Genomic DNA, 20,211 nt, shown 5'->3' with positions numbered 1-20,211 from the left:
GAAGAACCCCTTCCGCGGCATCCCGGGCAACGTCCATCCCGGCGCGGCCCGTTTCTACAAGGAGAAGGGAATCACGGTTCCCGACAGGTAAGCGCCCGTCGTCATCCCTTCCCCTTTCTTGTCCAACAGCGAGTTGATTGAAGAACCAGACAGTCCGGCCGTTCAACGGGTGCAGTGCCTTTTCCGTGAACTGCCGGGCTTTTTTATGGCCTCGGAAGTCCGTCGGGACCATGAGGCGTCGTCCCGTGTCGGTCATCCGGTAATGATGGATGCCCGTTCCGGGCGGGGCCCTTGCGCCTTGTGTCCTTGTCCCGGCCGGTCGAGGCGCGGTCCTAATTTTCCTGCAGGAGGGTGGCGGCGTTGAGCCTTTTCAATCGCGAAAAATTGAATGCAATCCCCGTGGATGTCGATCTGTCCGAGCTGGAACGCGATTCGCGCTATCGCATCTTCTCCGGGGGCGTGAACGTCCTCATTACGGTGGTCCTGGTGCTCTTTGCCGTCTTTCAGCTTTACGCTTCGCTGAGCGGGCGTCTGCCGCAGCAGATCCTGCGCTACGGACATCTCGGTTTCGCCGTCAGCCTCGCCTTCATCCTCTATCCGACGACGAAGAAATCGAGCCGCCGGAGGATCAACCCTCTGGATATACTCTTCGCCGCCGCGTTTCTGGCGGTGATCGCCTACTTCATCGTCAACTTCAAGGCCCTTCAGCTTCGCGCCGGCGATTATACGATGATGGACACCGTCATGGCGGGGATCGGCCTGGGCCTCGTGCTCCTGGCCTGTTGGCGCGTGGTGGGGCCCCCCATCGTGATCATCGCGCTGTGCTTCATCCTCTACGGCCTGATGGGGTCGCGCGGCCTGATCAGGATCGAGATGCCCGGGTTCCTGGCGCAGAGGGGCTACCTGCTGCCGCGCATCCTCACGCACCTCTTCATCACGACCGAGGGCGTCATCGGCAATCCCATCGGGGTCTGTTCGACGTACATCTTCCTGTTCATCCTTTTCGGGGCCTTCCTCGAGAAGACGGGGATCGGCCAGTTCTTCATCCACCTCGCCAACGCCCTGGCGGGATGGGCGGTGGGCGGTCCGGCGAAGGTGGCGGTGCTTTCGTCGGCCCTTCAGGGCACCGTGTCGGGCTCCTCCGTGGCGAATACCGTGTCGACGGGGTCGTTCACCATCCCCCTGATGAAGTCCCTGGGCTATGAGCCGGAGTTCGCCGGGGCCGTCGAGGCCGCGGCATCCACGGGCGGGCAGATCATGCCCCCCGTGATGGGGTCGGCCGCCTTCCTGATCGCCGAGTCGGTGGGGGTTCCCTACCCGCAGCTCATGTTGGTGGCGCTGATCCCCGCCCTGCTGTACTTCGCGGGGATCTGGATCATGGTGGACTTCGAGGCGCGGCGCAAGGGGCTGAAGGGCCTGCCGCGCGAAAAGCTGCCGCCGGCGAAGCCCCTGCTCCTGCAGAAGGGGCATCTCGTCCTGCCGCTGTGCGCCATCATCTACTTCATGCTGTCGGGCTTCACCATCACCCGGTCGGCGTTGTGGGGCGTCCTGATCGCCGCCGTGGTTCCCTTTCTGAGGAGGGGCACCTGGGTCTCCCCCAGGCAGGTCCTCGCGGCGCTGCCCCTGTCCGCGCGCAACATCGTCTCGGTGGCCACGGCGTGCGCCACGGCGGGCATCATCGTGGGGATGGTCACGCTGACCGGCCTGGGACAGCGGATCGGCGCCGGGATGTTCCAGGTCGTCGGGGGCAACGTGTTCCTGGGGCTCGTCTGCGCCATGGTCACGTCGCTGGTGCTCGGCATGGGGGTGTCCACCACCTCGAACTACATCATCACGTCGACCGTGGCGGCGCCGATCCTGATTCAGCTGGGCATCCCCCTTCTGGCGGCCCATATGTTCTGCTTCTACTTCGGCATCATCGCGGACATCACGCCTCCCGTGGCGCTGGCAGCCTATGCCGGCTCGGCCATCGCCAGGGGCAATCCCTTCAGGACGGGGGTCAACGCCTCCAAGCTGGCCATCGCCGCCTTTCTGGTGCCCTACATGTTCGCGCTCAACCCCAAGCTCATCATGATCGACGGGACCTTCGCCGAGGCCCTGCCCATGATCCTGACCGCCCTGGTGGGGCTGTTCGGGATCGGGGGCGGCCTGATCGGCTACCTCAATGCCCCGATAAAGTCCTACTGGCGCCTGCTTCTGGTCGCCGGCGGGCTGGGGCTCCTCATCCCCGGGACGACGAGCGACCTGGTCGGGGTGGTGCTCATCCTGGCCGTTTACTTCTTCCACCTGCGCAGGAGGAAGGGCGCGAGACCGCCCACGGTCGCCGCGGAATGAGGAGGACAGTCCGGAAATGAGGCTCTTCATGGTGCGCCACGGGGAGACGGCCTGGAACCGGGAAGGGCGCCTTCAGGGACAGAGGGACATCCCACTGGACGAGACGGGGCTGCGGCAGGCGGAGCTCACGGCCGGGCGCTTTCGCGGTTTTCCGCTGGACGCGGTGCTCTCCTCGCCGTTGAGGCGGGCGGAGGCGACCGGCAGGAGGATCTTCGAGGCGGCGGAATGCGAAAGTTTCGTGACCGACCCCGGCTTCATGGAGATCCACCACGGCGACTGGGAGGGCATGACCGTGCGGGAGATCGCGCAAAAGGACGCGTCCCTGCTGGAGGAGTGGCATTCCTGCCCCGAGAGGGTGAGGATGCCCGGCCCCGGCGGCGAGACCCTGGCGGACGTGCAGCGGAGGGCGGTATCGGCGCTGGACCGCGCTATGCCGAACTCCGGCAAAGACGCGCTGCTGGTGACGCACGGCGCGGTCCTCAAGGTGCTGATCTGTCACTTTCTCGACGTCCCGCTGTCCTACTATTGGCGGCTCAGGATCCCGAACTGCGGCGTCTCCTGCGTCGAGTTCAGGGACGGAATGCCGCGTGTGGCGCTTTTGAGCGACGTCGGCCATCTGAGGGAGGGGCGGGGAAACTTTTTGTCGTAATTTTCGCAGAATAAATCATTCATATGCTTCGTTCAATCAGACGTCCCGCTCTTTGCAGCCTTTCGGGCGGCGGATGCCGTGTTGGCGCCAACATCGAAGTAAAGTCCGGCAGTTTCACCTTCAACGCTGACGAAAGGCACGCCTTGGCCGCTTCGTACCCCTTCGGCCCGACGTACTTCTTTGTGCTCCATCGGTGCGCATTGCGGTTCATAAAAGCTGCCGGATGAAGGTCCCAGCTCCCCGCACGGTTTATACTTCGTCGACGCTCTGCTTATTACCTGCAAAAGCTTTGGGATTGGGAGAAAAAATCCGGTTCATCATGAACTCGTACTCGGTGGGCTTCATCCCGGTATGTCTTCGGAACATTTCCGACAGGCTGCCGATGCACCGATACCCCGCCATCTCGGCGATCCGGGAAACGGGGGGCTCCGTATCCCGCAGAAGGCGTCCCGCATAGGGCATACGCTGGACCACGATATACTGCTGAACGCTTGTGCATCCGTCTCTCCAGTTCCTCGATTCGCCCGTCAGCCAATCCTTTTCGTCCGATCGCCAAACTTTCGGGTAATTGCATTGACAACGAATGCCCGGATAATTTAAGATATGGTCCAGCCGATATGTACCGAGTGGATTATATTTCGGAAGAATTTGACCCTCAAGCTTCCTGCATCCAGGGTTTCTATATCAAAGTTTCCTGCGTCCAATTTTCAGGCATCAAAAGAGGCGGGAAAAGTCCTTAAGAAACTTTTTCCATCCAATTTGTTCGCCGCACAATAGTTTGATTAAGAAAACTATTTTGTGGGCGATGTGTAAGGGACACGACAGGAAGGGGAGATTTAAGTGAACGACAGGGCAGGTATCTACGAACGGCTGACGGCATTACCGTATATTCACGCGTATCGGCAGTTGATCATGGGGGCGGTTGAACTGGACGTATTCACGCAGCTGGAGACGCCGGTCACCGCGGGGGAACTGTCCGGAAGGATGTCCTGGAACGAATACAACACCCTCAACCTTCTGAAGGGGCTTTACGGCATCGGTTTCCTGGAGCGGGACGGCGACAGCTTCCGCAACATGCCCGAGACCTCGAGATACCTGGTCAGAGGGAAGCCCGAGTACATGGGGGGCGTGTTGTCCTTTTTCTGCGGCAATCAGGGCATGAACCTCGGAAACGTGGCACGGCATGTCAAGGAGGGGCCGAAGCCGGAGGAGCATACCCAACGGTCCATGGATTTTGCGGCCTATGGCGCGGCGATGCGCGACGCGCAGTCCGGCATACGCCAGCAGGAGCTGCTGGACATCATCCACAGTCTTCCGGAAAACAGCTCGATCGGGAGGATTCTGGATCTCGGCTGCGGAGCCGGCTGCTTGGGGCTCGCCGTCATACGGGATGCCCCGGAGCGTACGGGCGTCCTTTTCGACCTGCCGTCCATGAAGAGATTGATCGAGGAGACCGTCTCCCTTGCCGGAATGCAGGAGCGGGCCTCCGTCATGACCGGAGACTTTACGAAGGACGACATTGGCGGCGGCTATGACCTGATCCTCTGCCATTCAATCATGCTGTTCGCCATTGCGGGCGGCCCGGATTTCTTCGCCAGGCTTAGGATGGCACTGAACCCGGGCGGTTTGGTCGTGTGCGTGAACGAGGGCATCGAGCCCGATTATTCTGGCCCCTGGGATATGATCCTGGGCTACATGGCGTTCAATCTCCAGGGGATGCCGATAGGCGTGCTCAAGGGGCAGGTAGCGGAAATGGCAAAGGCAGCCGGGTTTGGCCCGGTGGAGAACAGGACGGCCCTCCTCAGCACGGGAACGCACGACATAAATATTTTGAGGAAGCGGGATTGAAGCTCAACCGATCAACCGGCGAATACTCCGGGCTCATCGCGATTGCTTGACCTGGAGCCGGATCGAAATTACAGCTGTTTTTGCCCCTGTGGGCAGGGCAAGGTCTGTCCTGACGGACTGCCGAGATATCGGTGGCCGGGATTGGTGCCGTACTTCGCTCCGGTTAAGCCCGGCTATGCAAAGGTCATTTTCTGAGCCGCCGCCAGAAAAAAGTCGCCGGACCAGATCGACAGATCGTCCGGGTTGGAGACGAAACGAATGATATCGGCCTTTGCCGATTCGACGTCCAGCGCCTCTATCCGTTTTATCAGCAGGTCGTGAAATATTTTTACGGTCAGGGGGCCGTCCCAGGTTTTGTGTCCGCTCTGCATCATTCGTTTTTCAAGGTGCGCAAGATGCAGGGGCGTTCTGCGCGACACATACCACACAAAATCGTACCAGTCGCGGCCCTTGACGCGTCCCTTCCAGTCGCGGCAGAGCAGCGCGTGCATTTTTCCAGCGAAAAGGTCCGGCAGAACGTAGAGCCGCAGGGGGAACGGAATGGGGCGGAGGTGATATTTCGTCTCCGTCGCAAAACCGGGGGGAGGGTCGGTATCCACCTCGATTTTTATCCGGATCTTCTGTCCCATCGGCAAGAGACCGGCCAGTGCCTGCGGACTCTCTACCGCGAGAAACTGCGTTTTTGTGTCGGCTTTCAGAAAGGCCGACTCGATGCGCGTCTCCCAGCGTTTCTTCCTTTTTTCAAATACCACCTCGAAGCCGAACGCCTCCAGCTCTTTGATGACGAACGGCTCATATTCGTCCAGGGAGAACGATTCGTCGGGCCGCAGCAGGGAAAAGTCCATATCCTCCGAATATCTGTCGAGCCCGTAGAAAATGCGGAGTGCCGTGCCGCCGTAGAAACCGGCCCTGGCAAAAAAAGAGCTCCTTGAAAGCCCCAACAGCGCAATCTCTTGGATGACCTCCCTGAGCGCATCCGTCACGGAGGCGACCGTGGACAGATCATAGGCGCTCAGCATTTTCTTCAAAGCGTCATTCATCCTGCCCTCTCCTTTGCAGGGACCTCAGGAAGTCGACCAACAGGCTTGTCTTTGCCGTCCCATACGACGCGGCGAAGCGCCCAACCCGCCCGAGGTCCAGTCCGAGGAGCTCGGGCTCGTCGATGCGCAGATCCTCGGTGAGGCGTTTCTCCATATCCCTGCGCGAACGCAGCGCAACATTTCTTCGTACCTCGATGACATCCACCAGCGCCTTTTCCCGTGTCGCCATGAGAAACGTCCGTCCCTTCGGCAGATCGATCCTGTCGAACCCCTCGGAATATGCCTCCCTCTTGATCCCCACGTAGGAAAAGACCCCGACCGCAGTCGAGAACGAACGAGACCGCCCGAGGCAGACGGACGTCAACTCCGTGACGCGTTCGGGGATCATCGAATACCATGAAAGCGCGTACTCCAGAGAGAGGTAGGAAGGGCCGTATATACGATTGGCCAGGATTTCCAGGGAAAGGGGGGCTTGGCGAAACTCGGGTGCAATGGCATACAATCCCTTATGGACGCGCAGGATCTCACCGCGCCGCACCAGGTCGCCTATCTTGTTGTCGGGGTTGGCATAGTGCGACAGCGCCTGCCGCAGCGTCGCGGTGTCCGCCTCCTCGAACGGTATGGCCCTGCGCGTTTGAACATCCATCCCCATCACCCTGAATAATATGCTGCCTGATTCCTTTTATCGGTAATCAGGCAGCAATATTATACTTCAGCTTTTGCAGATAGGGTTGGTTGAGGGGAGACGTCCGGGATCGACGGACCACAAGAAGGCCGCACTGCTCCCCTCCGGAGCAGTGGCGACGGGCACGAGAAAACTCTTCCTCAAAACAGGCAGGCTGTGGTCTCGCCGGGGTGCTTCATGGCTTGAATCAGCGTTTCCCTCAATCCTTCTCGCGCAGCAGCAGCGCCGCGTTGACCACGACGAAGACGGAGCCGAAGTTGTGCCACAGCGCGCCGGTGACCGGCGTCAGGGCTCCCGCCGCGGACAGCGCGACGGCGCTGACGTTGATGAGGAGGGAGGCTATGATGTTGGTCCGCACCTTCCGCATCACCTTTCCCATCAGGCGAAAGAGGTAGGGTAGGTGCTTGATCTCGTCGCTCACCAGGACGGCGTCCGCGGACTCCACCGCGATATCGCTGCCGATCCCGCCCATCGCGATGCCGGCATAGGCGCTGCTCAGGGCCAGAGCGTCGTTCACCCCGTCCCCGATCATGCAGGTCGGCTCGCCCCTGTCCTCATACTCCTTGACGACGGACGCCTTCTCCTCCGGCAGCAGGTCGGAACGGACGTCCGCGATCCCCGCGGCGGACGCGGCCGAGCGGGCGGCCCGCTCGTTGTCCCCCGTGAGGAGCATGCAGGAGATGCCGGCGGACTCCAGCGCGCGGACCGTGTCCCCCGCCTCCGGCCGTATCGTGTCCGCGAGGGCGATCAACCCGACGACCTTGCCGCCGTGGGAGAGGCAGACAACCGTGGCCCCCTGGCCGAGGTACTCGTCCGCCGCCTCGACGGCCCCGTTGAGGGGCATCCCCAGGGAGGCGAAGTACTCCGCCTTTCCGACGGCGACCTCCGTCCCGCCGATCCTGCCGCTCACGGCCCGGCCGGCGATCGTATGGGAGTCTGAGACGGGCTCGGGGTCCTCTCCCGTCCGCTCCTGGAAGGAGGCGACGACGGCCTTGCCGAGCGGGTGCCCGGAGTACCGCTCGACCCGCGCCGCCAGGCGCAGGATGTCGTCGTCCGTGAAGGAGGCGTCGAGGCTTCTGAAGGCCGTGACCTGCGGCCTGCCGTGGGTCAGGGTGCCTGTCTTGTCGAACGCGATCCGCCTCACCCTCGACAGGCGCTCCAGCGCATCGCCGGAGCGGATCAGGATTCCGTAGCGCGCGGCGTTTCCGATCCCCGCGACGACCGCCGTGGGCGTCGCCAGGATGAAGGCGCAGGGGCAGAAGACGACGAGCGCCGTCACGGCCCTGACGAACTCCCCCGTGAAGAGCCAGATGAGGAGGGCGCAGAGGAGCGCGGCGGCGACGAGCCACGTGGCCCATCTGTCGGCCAGGGACACGATGGGGGCCTTGTTCGCGTCCGCCTCCTCCGCGAGCCGGATCATCCGCTGGAGCGAGCTGTCGCCGCAGGCCCGGTCCGCCCGCATGGAGAACGTCCCGAACCGGTTCGTCGTGCCGCTGGTGACCGTGTCGCCCTCCTTCTTGTCCACGGGGATGCTCTCGCCGGTCATGACGGACTGGTCGATGGAGGTCCGGCCCTCCAGGATCGTCCCGTCGGCGGGGATCGTCTCGCCGGCGAACACGGTCAGGACGTCGCCCGCCCGCACCTCGTCGGCGGGCAGGATGACGTCGGAGCCGTCCCGCCTGACGCGCGCCGTCCAGGGCTTCAGCCCGATCAGCTTCTCGATGCCGCGCCGCGCCTTCTCGGACGTGTAGTCCTCCAGCAGGGACCCTATCTGCATGATCAGCGCGACCTCCCCGGCCGCGAAGTACTCCCGTATCCCGACGGAGGCGACGAGCGCCAGGGCGACCAGCAGGTCGGCCTTGATGTCGTGCTCGAGGATGACGCCCCTGGCCGCGCCGAGAAGGATCGGGAAGCCGCAGAGGACGATCGCGATCCACGCGATATCCGCCGGCAGAACGCCGCTGAAGGTTCCCGTCAGGCTCAGCGCCAGCGAAACCGCCGAGAGCAGGGCGCATACGACCGTGATGCGCATCTCGTTCTCCGTCCACCGTTCAAATAAATTCCCAAATAGATTCCTCAATACGGCGACCTCCATTTTGGATATTTTGACGCGTTCCCATGGGCTCCGACGGCTCTGGGGCGGACCTTGGAAAGTTATTGAACTCTATGTTCGTTATTGATTATAATGATCGGGATGAGGAGAGGGAAGAATACGCCGGGGGCAGGTGTCCCTTATGGGACGGATTCGGATAAATGTTTGGGAGGGAGATGCGATGGCGGGAGAGAAGTGGGACAGGCGGCAGCGGAGGACCCGGGCCGCGGTCTTCGGCGCGTTCTCGGAGCTTTTGGCGGAGAAGCCCTACGACAGAATCACGATCCAGGAGATCATCGACCAGGCCAATGTCGGCCGAAGCACCTTCTACATGCACTTCGGCACGAAGGACGACCTGCTGCGCGCGCTGTGCGGCGGGCTCTTCGACCACATCATCGGCTCCGCCCTCGACCGGACGCACACCCACGGGCTCTATCCCGACGGGGGAAGGCCCGTCTCCATCTTCTGCCATATCCTGGCGCACCTCCAGGAGAACGACGGCAACATCCTCAGCCTTCTCTCCGGGGAGAGCAACGACCTCTTTCTGAAGGACTTCAGGAACGGCATCAAAAAGGTGATTCGGGAGAGGTTTTTGGGGGAGGGGGAGGTGAAGGAGCTGAGCGGCGTGCCCGGGGATTTTCTGGTCAACCACATCGCCGGGAGCTTCATCGAGATGGTGCGCTGGTGGCTGGAGAACGGCATGGTGCAGACGCCGGAGGAGCTGGACGGCTACTTCCGAGCCGTCATGGCGCCGCTGCTCGAAGCCCCCTCGCCGCGGTAGCGCCGAACGTCGCCGCCCTCGGGCTCTGGGACCGGCAGCCCTTGGGCGGTTTCCCTCCCCAGGCCGAGGCATCCGCGGCAAAGCGGCAGACGATTTGCCCGTTGGGGGCCACGATTGCCAAAAATGAGCAGACCGAAAAAGGCTACATTTCCGGTCTGCTCATGTACCAGAACCTTAAGAAAAAATTTCGGACTTCACCTGAAGAACCTGACGCAATCATCAACGGTTATCGTCAGGGATTTATTTGGGCGTCCTTTTACTCGATCCCTCACATTATTTGCGCCACTCCTGCCTCGCGGCGTGTTTGGTTGGCGGATACTCTGCGTAGGATCGCCGACCGTTAGTTGTTGTATGAGCGGAAATCTGCGTTAGATCGTCTTGTAGACCGGATACCATTTGTTCGCTTTGACGTTTTCCGCGGGGTTGTCTGCATGGACGGTATTCAATCCTTCTTTGACCGCTTCCGTTGCAACGGCCACCGCGACGCTCTCCGAGAATTTCGTCAGTTCGGAGACCGGCGGAAGGACCGCGGCGCCGGGTTTTGTCACATCGATGATACCGCCGAGGGAATGCGCCGCTTTCGAGATCATCCGATCGGTCATCCGCTTTGCTCCCACCGAGATTGCGCCAAGCCCGAGGCCGGGGTAGATCAGCGCGTTGTTGGCCTGCCCAATCTCGTAGGTCACGCCGTTATATTCCACGGGTTTTGAAGGGATGCCGGTCGCGACCAGCGCTTTTCCGTCCGTCCACGCAATCAGGTCCGCTGCCTTCGCCTCTGCCAACTCCGTCGGGTTGGAGAGTGGGAAGATGATCGGACGCTCCGTGTGCGATGCCATCTCCTTTACGATCTCCTCCGTGAAGGCGCCGCCCTGTGTGGACGTTCCCACGAGGATCGTCGGGTGAACTGCCCTCAAGGCCGCGGCAAGGGTAGTCAGCTCTTCGGCCTTTTCAAATTCACTCCTTTTTCTGGCGAACGGCTTCTGTTCCGGCGTAAGATCGTCCATATCTTCAAAGAGCAAACCCTGTTTGTCCACCAGGTAAAACTTTTTGCGCGCCTCATCCTCCGGGACGCCCTGGTCGAGCATTTCCTGATACACGCGGTTTGCGATTCCGCAGCCCGCCGTTCCTGCGCCGAAGCACATGTACGTCTGTTCCCGCAGTTTTTGTCCGCTGATGTTCAGCGCACCGAGGATGCCTGCCAGGGAAATGATGCCGGTGCCCTCGATATCGTCGTTGAACACCGTATAGGTATCCTTGTACCTGTTCAGGATGACGGCGGCGTTGGAACGCCCAAAGTCCTCAAAGTGCAGGTACAGGTGGGGAAACATCTCCTCGGCGGTCTTTACGAACCGATCGACGAACTCATAATACCTGTCGCCGCGAACGCGCTCGTGACGATTTCCGAAATAGAGCGGATCATCCAGAAGGCTCTGTCGGTTCGTGCCTACATCCAGCACGACAGGCAGCACTTTGTTGGGATCTATCCCGGCAGCCGCCGTGTAGACGGCAAGCTTCCCGACGGAGATTTCCACGCCGTTTGTCCCCCAGTCGCCGATGCCGAGGATCATCTCCGCGTCCGTCACGACGATCAGATTGATCTCGCGTCCGTTTGCGGCATTGATCAGTGTTTTTTTGATGTCCTGAGGGTGATCGATGGACAGGTAGGCTGCGTTTTGCGGCTCGACATAGAACTCACTGTACTGCTCGATGGCCTCCGCCACGACGGGATCGTAGACGATAGGCATAAACTCCACGATATGCCGGCTGAACAGATAGTAAAACAGCGTTCGGTTGCGTCCGAAAATCTCCATCAGGTAATGGCGCTTCTCGATATCGCTCGTTTTTTTGCATACATTCCCGTATGCCTGCCTGGCCTGTTCCTCGATTGTCTGCACAAAGGGGGGAAGAAGGCCCGTGAGGCTGTATTTCTCTCGTTCCTCCAGGGTGAAAGCCGTTCCCTTGTTCAAAAAGGGATCGTTCAGCAGCTCGTAAGATGTCTTCATAGGTTTCCTCCTTCGTTTTCCACAGGGCCGACTACTCCGATCATATTTTCCGACGCGAGCAAAACGTCTCATTATTCTATATCTCGAAAGCCATCTTGAGAAATAAAAAAGACGAAAGATAGGTTAGGGAACACCTAATATGGAGAAGGCGTCAAAGGGGAGGTTGAGTTTTCCGCACCGTATGACCTTGCTGATTTTGTCGTGGCGCCATGATATTTCATCCGTTTCCATCTTGACCTGGAGCCGGCTCGAGGATATAGACTGATGCCATCACCATTCATCATCATTGATTACCTATCATCGATCGAGCGTCGGGGGGTGTTGTAAATGGATAAGGACGCGATGGGGGGACCGTTTCCCCGCGGCGGGGCGAACACCGCCTACGCGCGGTATTTCGTGGGGAACAGCTATCTGAACATGCTCTCCACGGAGGGCGTCGTGATCGGCAACGTGACCTTCGAGCCGGGGTGCCGGAACAACTGGCACATCCATAAGGCCAGGAGCGGCGGAGGGCAGATCCTGCTCTGCACCGCCGGCCGCGGCTGGTATCAGGAGTGGGGGGTGCCGGCGCGCGAGCTCCATGCCGGCGACGTGGTGCGGATCCCCGCCGGGGTGAAGCACTGGCACGGTGCGGCCCGGGACAACTGGTTCACGCACTTGGCGGTGGAGGTGCCGGGGGAGGGCGCCGAAAACGAGTGGTGCGAGCCGGTGAGCGAGGAGGACTACGCCCGGCTTCCGTAGCGGCGTATCGGCCCGGCGGGAGGGTGCGCGGCGCGGGGAGAGGCGTCCGCGGTCTTTGTCCCGTGTCCGGTGCCGTCGAAATTTCATGAGGACGAGGAACGAGGGGGATACGATGACTCATTTGGGGGAAGGGATCAAGAAGCTGGGGTTCGGCCTGATGCGTCTGCCCAAGGATGGCGATGCGATCGACGTCGAGCGGACGAAGCGGATGGTGGATCGCTTTCTGGCCGAGGGGTTTACCTACTTCGACACCGCCTGGGCCTATCCGGGCAGCGAGGACGCGATCCGCGAGGCGCTGGTGGAGCGCTATCCCCGGGAGAAGTTCCAGCTGGCCACCAAGAACGCCGCATGGCTGGAATGTAAGACCCGCGAGGACGCCGTGGCGCAGTTCGAGACCTCGCTGAGGCAGACGGGGGCCGGATACATCGATTTCTACCTGCTGCACAACCTGGGGGAGGGGCGTACGCACTTCTTCGACGACTTCGACATGTGGCGCTTCGTCCAGGAGAAGAAAAAGGAGGGGCTCATCCGGCACGTGGGGTTCTCCTTCCACTCCACGCCGGAGGAGCTGGAGGAGATTTTGAAGGCGCACCCCGAGATGGAGTTCGTCCAGCTCCAGATCAACTACGGCGACTGGGAGAACCCGGCCATCCAGTCCCGGGCCTGCTACGACATGGCGCGGAAGTACGGCAAGCCGGTGATCGTCATGGAGCCCGTGAAGGGAGGAATGCTGGCGACCCCGCCGGAGTCGGTGGCGGAGATCCTCAGACGGGCCGATGCCGGCGCCTCCATGGCGTCATGGGCCATTCGCTTTGCCGCGGACCTGGACGGCGTGCTCACCGTCCTCTCCGGCATGAGCGACCTGGCGCAGATGGAGGACAACCTGTCCTTCATGAAGAGCTTCATGGGGCTGTCCGACGCGGAGAGGCAAACGCTGGAGGAGGCCAGGAAGGAGCTTGCCCGCATCCCGCTGATCCCCTGCACGACCTGCAACTACTGCGCCAAGGTCTGCCCCGTGGAGGTGGGGATATCCGGGACGTTCACGGCGATGAACGCGCTGACGCTTTACGGCGACCTGACCGCCGCCAAGCATCAGGAGTCCTGGCTGGTCGGCGGCCACGGCAGGAAGCGCGCGGCGGAGTGCATCCGGTGTGGCCGCTGCGAGCAGGTCTGCCCGCAGCACATCGCGATTCGGGACGAGCTGGCCAAAGCGGCGGCGGCGTTCGCGTAATTCCAATTCCCAATCTGCATGTACGGGGGCTACGGGGACGAAAGCGCCCTCGGCGGCGCTTCTGCCCCTCGGCCTCGTGGTTCGCCCAAGACCACAGGCAAAATTTTCAACGTGTGGCGGGGCAAGTTCTGCGTATTTTTCTGCCGCACCTGAGAGGTAAAAGGGTCGGAGTTGGCTTAACCTGTATAACGACGGGTTTGATCCTCAGCGAAGCCATCGCAACCTGCGGATTTGGGGTTGGGGTTCATTATTGACACGATCCCATTATAAAGATATAGTATTGAGGTGGAAGAGTAGAGGCTTGTCGGTCATTCTTCAGGGAAGGAGGCGCTCGGATGCGATACTGCGGATTCACCTGACGATCGGCTTTGGATGCACGGGATGCATTCTGCAGTGGGGTTCCTTCCTCGGGAGGAGCCGTTCGGATCGGGCCGTACTCTTCAGGGGCAGACCAAGGCATCCGCATGGCGTTTTCCAGCCGCTGACGTTCCAGGAGAGACCGCCCCGAGCGGTCTTTTTTCTCGATATCCCCCCTCCTCCCTTATCTATTCAAATCCCCTGCATTTTTTGCATTTCGAGATCCCCGCTTTTTTTGCGGTTCGCGGCCCCCTGCTTGAGCTCGGGCGCGTGTCCTCGGAGCTTGAAAAATACCTGCCCCTTCTCTGCCCTGGAACGGAGGGCCTGCGAGCCGATTTTCACGGAGGAAGCGCCGATCCGATCGGTGTTTCCCGAAAAATCGAGGCAAGGGGGTATGTTGGTCTTGAATTTTCTGCGGCAATATCCTATTCCGACCGCGGGGCTGATCCTCTCTCTGTTCGCGCTGGGCAACCTCGTGCAGGGCTATAGTCGTGGGGCGCGGCTGCTTCTCGGGGGAATCGCGTTTCTTCTCTATCTGCCCTATCTGCTCAAGTTGCTGGTCCTGAACGCAAAGTTGAAGGAGCCCCTCGAGAACCCCGTCGCGGCGAGCGTCCTGCCGACGTTCACAATGGCGACTTTGTTGCTGGCCGGGTACGTCAAACCCTATGCGCCGGAGGCGGGGGAGGCCGTCTGGTACGCCGGGCTTGTTGGTCATGCACTTTTGATCCTGTGGTTCAGTTGGATGTTTTTGAAGGGGTTCGCCCTGAAGAAGGTGTTCCCCTCATGGTTCATCGTCTATGTGGGAATTGCTGTGGCCAGCGCCTCCGCTCCGGTGACGGGGCGCCTGGATATCGGACGTATGGCCTTCTGGTTTGCCTTTGTCGCCTACTTCTGCCTTCTGCCCTTCGTCTGCTGGCGTCTCTGGAAGGTCGGGCAGGTTCCGGACGCCGCAAGGCCCACGGCGGTCATCCTTGCCGCGCCCGCATCCCTGTTGCTGGCGGGCTACATGGCCTCGTTCGAGGTGAAAGAGCCTGTCCTCGTGTGGCTGCTTCTCGCCTTTTCCCTCTTCTTCTACGGGGCGGGGGTGTCGTATCTGCTGAGGTTCTGCCGGACCTCCTTCACCCCCGGCCATGCGGCGTTTACCTTTCCTTTGGTGATCAGCGCCATCGCGGTGAAGATGACGGCCGGGTACACGGGGCTGGCTTGGATGGCGGCGTTGGGGCACGTGCAGACGCCATTGCCGTCCTTGTCGTACTTTGGGTGCTGGGGGGCTACCTGAAGTTTTTGTTCCAGAAGTAAACCGTTTTACGCGGGATGCCGCGTGAAAAACAGGGCGGCGAGTTCTTGAAGCCGCTGTCAATTTTCAGAGGGGGGACACGAATGGAATCGATCGTCACGTACCACGCAACGGCAGTGAGTCCGAAGGCCATTCAGAAACACGCGGAGGAGTCGTACGCCAACGGGTTCTTTTGCTGCGAGGCCGTTATGGACGTTATCAGGAGCGATTTTCAGGTGGAAGTACCGGAATCGGTGATCGCCATGTCTTCCGCCATGTCGATCGGAGCCGGGCGCGCCGGGTGCATGTGCGGTGCTTTGAATGGGGCCATTCTCGCGCTGGGCATGTTCTTCGGGCGCACGACGCAGGCCGGGCCGAAGGACCCCAAGGTAAACGCGGTGATGGCGCTGTCGAAGGAACTGCACGACTGGTTCCGCGACGCGAACGCAAAACATGCGGTCTGCTGTCGCGTTCTGACCAAAGGCTTTGAGATGAGCGAGGGGGAGCACAAGAAGCAGTGCATCGCCTTCACCGGGCTCTGCGCGGGGAAGCTGGCGGAGATGCTCTGCCGTGAGCTTGGGGTCAAAAACCTGGATGACGAGCCCATACAGGGGCTGGAGAAGCCGTTTTTGCCCCCGGCAAAATCGGTAGTCTGAGGCCGGGAGAGAAAAGAGGACGGCTCCTTCGACGAGAGGCCCCCGATCGGGGGCCTCTCGTCATGTCCGTGCCCGGGAGCGTGTAACACCCCCCGAACGCAGGGGATGGGGCTCAGAAGGTATTGCGGCGCGTTGTCTCCGAGAGCGGAAGGCGCTCGGCGTGCTTCGGGCTGGGGACGCTCGATTCGTGAGGGTAGCCCATGGGGAGGATGGCGACCGGTATGACGTTTTCCGGCAATGCGAATGCCGACCGCACCTTCTGCGGGTCGAAATGCCCCACCCAGGTGCTGCCCAGGCCCAGGGCCGCAGCCTCGAGCATCATATGGGTGGTGACGATGCTCGCGTCGACCTCACCCATGTCCTTGCCGTCGTAGGATCGCTTCCAGCTCACTGCGGCGTCGTAGCAGACGACCAGGGCCAAGGGGGCGGAGAAGTGATAGGGCGTGCAGTCCTTCAGCTTGCCGAGGGCCGCATCCGAATCGAGCACCAATATCCGCTGCGGCTGGTAGTTGACGGCGGTGGGGGCCAGTCTGCCGGCCTCCAGAACCGCGTCCAGCTTTTCCTTTTCCACCTTTTGGGGGGCAAACTTCCGGACGGAATAGCGCTCCCTTGCCAGCTCCAGAAAATCCATGACGATCCCTCCTGACGGTTTATCGTTCTGCTGCGGCGCATGTCGTTCTGGATTATATGATAAGGTGCTTTTCGCCGTATGGGGCGATTGACCGGGATTTTAGGCGATTACCCCCCTGCCGCCGGGACCTCGCGTCTCGAGAAGGTCCCGCTCGATCTGCTCCAGGTCCTCGCCCTGAAAGGGGACGTTCCGGTACCTGGAGCAGAAGGCGCACCGATTGCGGCTGCATCCGGCCGTGGCCTGCAGCAGCAGGGAGCCCTCCTCGAACGGCGGACGCTGGACCGGTCCCGTGTACTTCCTATCCGCCTCCCCATCAGCTTTATTTCTTCATCAGCTTTATTTCTTCATCAACCCCGCGCCGGCATTCCAGGCTTGTCCGACCTTCTCCCCAATCTTGTAATAGCCGTTCAGAAACGGATCGAAGGCAAAGGCGTTCAGCTTCGCCGGATCGACCTTCCCCTTCGAATCCAGGACCTTCTCGTCCGCGCTGACGCCGACGATCCTCCCGATGACGCAGTGAAGGTTCTCGGTGTCCACGATCTCCAGCAGCTCGCACTCCATCGCCACGGGGAACTCCTCGATGATGGGGGCGTTTACGTGAGCGCTCCTGACCTGGTGGAACCCGGTGCGTTCAAATTTGTCCTCCATCTTGTTGCCCGTAGCGATGCCGACGAAGTCGGCCTCGGCCATGTGGTCCAGGTCGGCGATGCTGACCGTGAAGGCCTTCGTCTCCCGGATATTCTTCGTCGTCCTGTGCTCCTCGTCGATGAAAAGCGCAACTTTGTCCATCGCGCTGATCTGTCCCCAGGCGGCGTTCATCACGTTGGGTTTTCCGTTGCTGTCGTATGCCGCCACCATCAACACCGGCATCGGGAACAGCGCCGGCTGAACATCCAGATTCTTTCTCATGACGATCATCCTTTCCCAATGGTCTCCAGGTACGCCCAATGCTTCCGCGAGTTGCCTCTTTTCCGCCCCGCCCGTATCATTATATTCAAGTCAGTAACGGGAAAAAAGTACTTACATCGAGGTGGGTTACTTACGATTATGGCCCATACTTTCTGATGGGGAACTGTCATGACGAAACGGAACATCGCTCGGGAATCCTTCGAGGGGTGCGGTTTCCGTTACGCCCCGTCGCTGATCGACGAAAGATACAAAAGGGCCGTCCTTTGTGCTCTGGCGCATTTCGGCATCGTTCGGTTCAACGAAATGAAAAGGTATACAGGAAAGATCTCCTGCAAAACGCTCAGCTCGACGTTGAAGGCGCTGGAGGCCGAGGGGACCGCTGCGGCCGAGGCGTAAGGGCTTGATTTCTCGGGCGGCGTTTTTTCGGGCGGATTCGTCCTTTCTCCCCTTGACTTGAAGCCGGATCGAAATTATAGAGTATCCGCATGGGAACGTAAGGGGACTTCATCTTTCCAAACGGCGAGGAGGAGACAACGATGCTCGGAAACTTTACCTATTCGAACCCGACGCGGATTCATTTCGGGGAGAATGCCCTCGATTTCCTGAACGAGGAGCTGCCGAAGTTCGGCAAAAACGTTCTGTTGGCCTACGGAGGCGGCTCCATCAGGAAAAACGGGATCTACGACAGGGTTGTGGACATCCTGAGGGCCAACGGCAAGACGGTCCTCGAGGACGCGGGCGTGATGCCCAACCCGACCGTCGCGAAGCTGAACGAGGGCTGCCGGCGGGCCCGCGAGGGGAACGCCGACCTCATCCTGGCGGTCGGCGGCGGTTCGGTCTGCGATTATGCGAAGGCGGTCTCCGCCTCCGCCTGGTGCGGCGACGATCCCTGGGAAAAGTTCTTCGTCCGGATGGAGGAGCCGGAGGACCGGATCATCCCCGTGGGCTGCGTCCTGACCATGGTCGGCACCGGTTCGGAGATGAACGGCGGCTCGGTGATCAGCAATCCCGAGAGCAATCGGAAGGTCGGGCACGTGTTCGGGGACGAGGTGTTCCCGAAGTTCTCCATCCTGAACCCCACGTTCACCTTCACGCTGCCGAGGCATCAGATGGTCGCCGGGTTTTTCGACATCATGTCTCATATTCTGGAGCAGTATTTCTCGGGCGAGGACGACAATACGTCGGACTACATCATGGAGGGGCTCCTGAGGTCCCTGATCCACAGCACGAGAATTGCGCTGAACGCCCCCACGGACTACGAGGCGCGCAGCAACGTCATGTGGACCGCCACCTGGGCCCTGAACACCCTCGTGGCACAGGGCAAGTCCACCGACTGGATGGTCCACATGCTGGGGCATTCCGTGGGGGCCTACACCGACGCGACCCACGGTATGACCCTCGCGGCGGTCTCCCTGCCGTATTACCGCCACATCCTGCCCTACGGCCTGAAGAAGTTCCGGCGTTATGCGGTCAACGTCTGGGACGTGAGGGCCGAGGAAAAGTCCGACGAGGCGATCGCAAAGGAGGGCCTCGCCCGCATGGAGGCCTACATGAAGGAGCTCGGGGTCGTGATGCGCCTTCGGGAGCTCGGCGTCACCGAGGCCATGATCGAGGGGATCGCCGACGGCACGTTCATCCTGAAGGGCGGGTACAAGGTGCTCTCGCGCGAGGAGGTCGTGAAAATCCTTGAGGAGAGCCTGTAAGCGCTGCGGCCCAAGGGCTTTTCCGCGGACGCCCATCATCGAGACGCCCCCTTCCCCAGGACGGGGAGGGGGGCGTCTTGTCGGCGCGGGGCAGGCGGCCCGACCGGTTCTCCGGGGCTTTGTCCACTATTTCAGATTGCTCTCGAAGAACGACTCGATCCTCTCGAAGGGAATCTTGTCCATCTGGTCGTACAGGTCCGTGTGGTTCGCGCCCCTGACAATCAGCAGCTCCTTGTTGTCCCCCTTCAGCATCTTGAAGGCGTCCTCGCCGAAGTAGCGCGAATGGGCCTTCTCGCCGTGTACGATCAGCACCGGCGTACGGATCTCTCCGGAGTATTCCAGCAGCTTCGTGTTGACGAAGGAGAGCGCCGAGGTCTTGTTCCAGCCACCGTTGGAGTTCAGGGAGCGGGCGTGATAGCCCCGGGGCGTCTTGTAGTAGGCGTGGTAGTCCTTCAGGAACTGGGGCGCGTCCTCGGGCAGGGTATCCGGCAGTCCGCCGGCAAGATCGTAGCTGCCGTTCCTGTAGTCGGCGGTCCTCTGGGCGTTCAGGGCCTTTTTCATCTCGAAGCGCACGTCTGCGCTGTCCGCCGCGTCGTTGTACCCGTTCGCGATGACCCGCGTCATGTCGTATAGGGTGGAGGCTACCGTGGCCTTGACTCGGGTGTCCATGGCCGCGGCGTTGATGGCCATGCCGCCCCAGCCGCAGATGCCGATGATGCCGATGCGCTCCGGGTCCACGAAGTCCTGAACGGACAGGAAGTCCACCGCCGCGCTGAAGTCCTCGGTATTGAGGTCCGGGGACCCAACGAAGCGGACGTTCTCCGGTCCGCTCTCGCCCGTGAAGGAGGGGTCGAAGGCCACCGCGACGAAGCCCGCCTTCGCCATCTCCTGGGCGTAGAGGCCGGAGGACTGCTCCTTAACCGCCCCGAAGGGGCCGCTGACGGCGATGGCCGCGTATTTTCTTTCGGGATTGAAGTCCTTGGGCAGATAGAGGTGCCCTGCCAGGTCGATGCCGAAGCGATTGTGGAAACGGACCATCCTGACCTGGATGGACGAATCCTTTGCGAATACGCGGCTGTCGTTCGTGAGTTCCTGAATGGCTGTGTCCTTCATGTTCGTAACCTCCGTTGCGTTTGTCGGCGCCGCTACGGCGGAGCCGAGGGAAAGACTTCCCGCAAGAAGCACGGCCAGTGCAAGTATCGATACTTTTTTCATCCTTGAACCTCCTCGTAGAATAAGTAACGTGGAAGTGATACCAGGGCTGGTAAACTACTT

Annotated in this window: 18 protein-coding genes; 10 read left to right on the top strand and 8 right to left on the bottom strand. The window is 61.0% G+C overall.

What is annotated here, in order from left to right; genetic code table 11:
* Positions 1 to 360: 360 nt before the first annotated feature.
* Positions 361 to 2,334: a TRAP transporter permease gene (locus ABLA28_RS05185; RefSeq protein ID WP_347712780.1), complete on the top strand. Its 1,974-nt coding sequence runs from the start codon at positions 361 to 363 to the stop codon at positions 2,332 to 2,334.
* A gap of 16 nt (positions 2,335 to 2,350) precedes the next feature.
* On the top strand, positions 2,351 to 2,983 hold the full coding sequence (locus ABLA28_RS05180) for a histidine phosphatase family protein (RefSeq protein ID WP_347712779.1): 633 nt from the start codon (positions 2,351 to 2,353) through the stop codon (positions 2,981 to 2,983).
* A 249-nt stretch (positions 2,984 to 3,232) separates the two neighbouring features.
* Here the strand turns inward: ABLA28_RS05180 and ABLA28_RS05175 are convergent, their stop codons facing one another.
* Positions 3,233 to 3,514: a helix-turn-helix domain-containing protein gene (locus tag ABLA28_RS05175; RefSeq protein WP_347712781.1), complete on the bottom strand. Its 282-nt coding sequence runs from the start codon at positions 3,512 to 3,514 to the stop codon at positions 3,233 to 3,235.
* A gap of 309 nt (positions 3,515 to 3,823) precedes the next feature.
* Here ABLA28_RS05175 and ABLA28_RS05170 point away from each other — a divergent pair, with 309 nt between their 5' ends.
* On the top strand, positions 3,824 to 4,831 hold the full coding sequence (locus tag ABLA28_RS05170; RefSeq protein ID WP_347712778.1) for a methyltransferase: 1,008 nt from the start codon (positions 3,824 to 3,826) through the stop codon (positions 4,829 to 4,831).
* 173 nt (positions 4,832 to 5,004) lie between these two features.
* Here the strand turns inward: ABLA28_RS05170 and ABLA28_RS05165 are convergent, their stop codons facing one another.
* From ABLA28_RS05165 to ABLA28_RS05155, 3 genes are all read right to left on the bottom strand, one after another.
* Positions 5,005 to 5,871: a nucleotidyl transferase AbiEii/AbiGii toxin family protein gene (locus ABLA28_RS05165; RefSeq protein WP_347712777.1), complete on the bottom strand. Its 867-nt coding sequence runs from the start codon at positions 5,869 to 5,871 to the stop codon at positions 5,005 to 5,007.
* Positions 5,864 to 6,517 carry a hypothetical protein gene (locus ABLA28_RS05160; protein ID WP_347712776.1) on the bottom strand — a complete coding sequence of 218 codons (654 nt, stop codon included), beginning with the start codon at positions 6,515 to 6,517 and terminating at the stop codon, positions 5,864 to 5,866. Before ABLA28_RS05160 ends, ABLA28_RS05165 begins: the two co-directional genes overlap by 8 nt.
* Before the next feature lie 238 nt (positions 6,518 to 6,755).
* Complete coding sequence (locus ABLA28_RS05155) at positions 6,756 to 8,636, bottom strand: cation-translocating P-type ATPase (protein WP_347712775.1); 1,881 nt, start codon at positions 8,634 to 8,636, stop codon at positions 6,756 to 6,758.
* Positions 8,637 to 8,829: 193 nt separating this feature from the next.
* Between ABLA28_RS05155 and ABLA28_RS05150 the strand changes: the two genes are divergently transcribed.
* Positions 8,830 to 9,429: a TetR/AcrR family transcriptional regulator gene (locus tag ABLA28_RS05150; protein WP_347712774.1), complete on the top strand. Its 600-nt coding sequence runs from the start codon at positions 8,830 to 8,832 to the stop codon at positions 9,427 to 9,429.
* 368 nt (positions 9,430 to 9,797) lie between these two features.
* Here the strand turns inward: ABLA28_RS05150 and ABLA28_RS05145 are convergent, their stop codons facing one another.
* Positions 9,798 to 11,504: a malolactic enzyme gene (locus tag ABLA28_RS05145; RefSeq protein WP_347712773.1), complete on the bottom strand. Its 1,707-nt coding sequence runs from the start codon at positions 11,502 to 11,504 to the stop codon at positions 9,798 to 9,800.
* A 255-nt stretch (positions 11,505 to 11,759) separates the two neighbouring features.
* Between ABLA28_RS05145 and ABLA28_RS05140 the strand changes: the two genes are divergently transcribed.
* From ABLA28_RS05140 to ABLA28_RS05125, 4 genes are all read left to right on the top strand, one after another.
* Positions 11,760 to 12,173 (top strand): cupin domain-containing protein, encoded by a 414-nt coding sequence (locus ABLA28_RS05140; RefSeq protein WP_347712772.1) that lies wholly within the window; start codon positions 11,760 to 11,762, stop codon positions 12,171 to 12,173.
* A 112-nt stretch (positions 12,174 to 12,285) separates the two neighbouring features.
* Positions 12,286 to 13,404, top strand: coding sequence for an aldo/keto reductase (locus ABLA28_RS05135; protein WP_347712771.1), 1,119 nt, complete (start codon positions 12,286 to 12,288; stop codon positions 13,402 to 13,404).
* 760 nt (positions 13,405 to 14,164) lie between these two features.
* Entirely contained in the window at positions 14,165 to 15,040 is an 876-nt protein-coding gene (locus ABLA28_RS05130; protein WP_347712770.1) for a TDT family transporter, read from the top strand.
* A 101-nt stretch (positions 15,041 to 15,141) separates the two neighbouring features.
* Positions 15,142 to 15,693 carry a C-GCAxxG-C-C family protein gene (locus ABLA28_RS05125; RefSeq protein ID WP_347712769.1) on the top strand — a complete coding sequence of 184 codons (552 nt, stop codon included), beginning with the start codon at positions 15,142 to 15,144 and terminating at the stop codon, positions 15,691 to 15,693.
* A 112-nt stretch (positions 15,694 to 15,805) separates the two neighbouring features.
* Here the strand turns inward: ABLA28_RS05125 and ABLA28_RS05120 are convergent, their stop codons facing one another.
* Together ABLA28_RS05120 and ABLA28_RS05115 are read right to left on the bottom strand one after the other, a co-directional pair.
* Positions 15,806 to 16,324 carry a nitroreductase family protein gene (locus ABLA28_RS05120; protein ID WP_314716370.1) on the bottom strand — a complete coding sequence of 173 codons (519 nt, stop codon included), beginning with the start codon at positions 16,322 to 16,324 and terminating at the stop codon, positions 15,806 to 15,808.
* Between the two features lie 336 nt (positions 16,325 to 16,660).
* Positions 16,661 to 17,233 carry a flavin reductase family protein gene (locus ABLA28_RS05115; protein WP_347712768.1) on the bottom strand — a complete coding sequence of 191 codons (573 nt, stop codon included), beginning with the start codon at positions 17,231 to 17,233 and terminating at the stop codon, positions 16,661 to 16,663.
* Positions 17,234 to 17,401: 168 nt separating this feature from the next.
* Between ABLA28_RS05115 and ABLA28_RS05110 the strand changes: the two genes are divergently transcribed.
* Both ABLA28_RS05110 and ABLA28_RS05105 read left to right on the top strand, forming a co-directional pair.
* Entirely contained in the window at positions 17,402 to 17,629 is a 228-nt protein-coding gene (locus tag ABLA28_RS05110) for a winged helix-turn-helix transcriptional regulator (RefSeq protein WP_347712767.1), read from the top strand.
* Between the two features lie 140 nt (positions 17,630 to 17,769).
* The gene (locus tag ABLA28_RS05105; protein WP_347712766.1) at positions 17,770 to 18,936 is read left to right on the top strand and encodes an iron-containing alcohol dehydrogenase; all 1,167 of its coding nucleotides are present in this window, start codon (positions 17,770 to 17,772) and stop codon (positions 18,934 to 18,936) included.
* A 126-nt stretch (positions 18,937 to 19,062) separates the two neighbouring features.
* Here the strand turns inward: ABLA28_RS05105 and ABLA28_RS05100 are convergent, their stop codons facing one another.
* Positions 19,063 to 20,151 carry an alpha/beta hydrolase gene (locus ABLA28_RS05100; protein WP_347712765.1) on the bottom strand — a complete coding sequence of 363 codons (1,089 nt, stop codon included), beginning with the start codon at positions 20,149 to 20,151 and terminating at the stop codon, positions 19,063 to 19,065.
* Between the last annotated feature and the right edge of the window lie 60 nt (positions 20,152 to 20,211).

Origin of the sequence: uncultured Fretibacterium sp. (assembly GCF_963544685.1) — a bacterium.
GTDB lineage: Bacteria > Synergistota > Synergistia > Synergistales > Aminobacteriaceae > CAJPSE01.
Note: the sequence above shows the minus strand (reverse complement) of the source record. Positions and strands in the feature narration are given on the sequence as shown.

What these genes read in the sequence shown, in the direction of transcription:
- ABLA28_RS05180 (WP_347712779.1), top strand. Translation starts at nt 2,351, where the DNA reads ATGAGGCTCTTCATGGTGCGCCACGGGGAGACGGCCTGGAACCGGGAA.
- ABLA28_RS05165 (WP_347712777.1), bottom strand. Translation starts at nt 5,871, where the DNA reads ATGAATGACGCTTTGAAGAAAATGCTGAGCGCCTATGATCTGTCCACG.
- ABLA28_RS05160 (WP_347712776.1), bottom strand. Translation starts at nt 6,517, where the DNA reads ATGGATGTTCAAACGCGCAGGGCCATACCGTTCGAGGAGGCGGACACC.
- ABLA28_RS05150 (WP_347712774.1), top strand. Translation starts at nt 8,830, where the DNA reads ATGGCGGGAGAGAAGTGGGACAGGCGGCAGCGGAGGACCCGGGCCGCG.
- ABLA28_RS05145 (WP_347712773.1), bottom strand. Translation starts at nt 11,504, where the DNA reads ATGAGACGTTTTGCTCGCGTCGGAAAATATGATCGGAGTAGTCGGCCC.
- ABLA28_RS05140 (WP_347712772.1), top strand. Translation starts at nt 11,760, where the DNA reads ATGGATAAGGACGCGATGGGGGGACCGTTTCCCCGCGGCGGGGCGAAC.
- ABLA28_RS05135 (WP_347712771.1), top strand. Translation starts at nt 12,286, where the DNA reads ATGACTCATTTGGGGGAAGGGATCAAGAAGCTGGGGTTCGGCCTGATG.
- ABLA28_RS05125 (WP_347712769.1), top strand. Translation starts at nt 15,142, where the DNA reads ATGGAATCGATCGTCACGTACCACGCAACGGCAGTGAGTCCGAAGGCC.
- ABLA28_RS05120 (WP_314716370.1), bottom strand. Translation starts at nt 16,324, where the DNA reads ATGGATTTTCTGGAGCTGGCAAGGGAGCGCTATTCCGTCCGGAAGTTT.
- ABLA28_RS05115 (WP_347712768.1), bottom strand. Translation starts at nt 17,233, where the DNA reads ATGAGAAAGAATCTGGATGTTCAGCCGGCGCTGTTCCCGATGCCGGTG.
- ABLA28_RS05110 (WP_347712767.1), top strand. Translation starts at nt 17,402, where the DNA reads ATGACGAAACGGAACATCGCTCGGGAATCCTTCGAGGGGTGCGGTTTC.
- ABLA28_RS05105 (WP_347712766.1), top strand. Translation starts at nt 17,770, where the DNA reads ATGCTCGGAAACTTTACCTATTCGAACCCGACGCGGATTCATTTCGGG.
- ABLA28_RS05100 (WP_347712765.1), bottom strand. Translation starts at nt 20,151, where the DNA reads ATGAAAAAAGTATCGATACTTGCACTGGCCGTGCTTCTTGCGGGAAGT.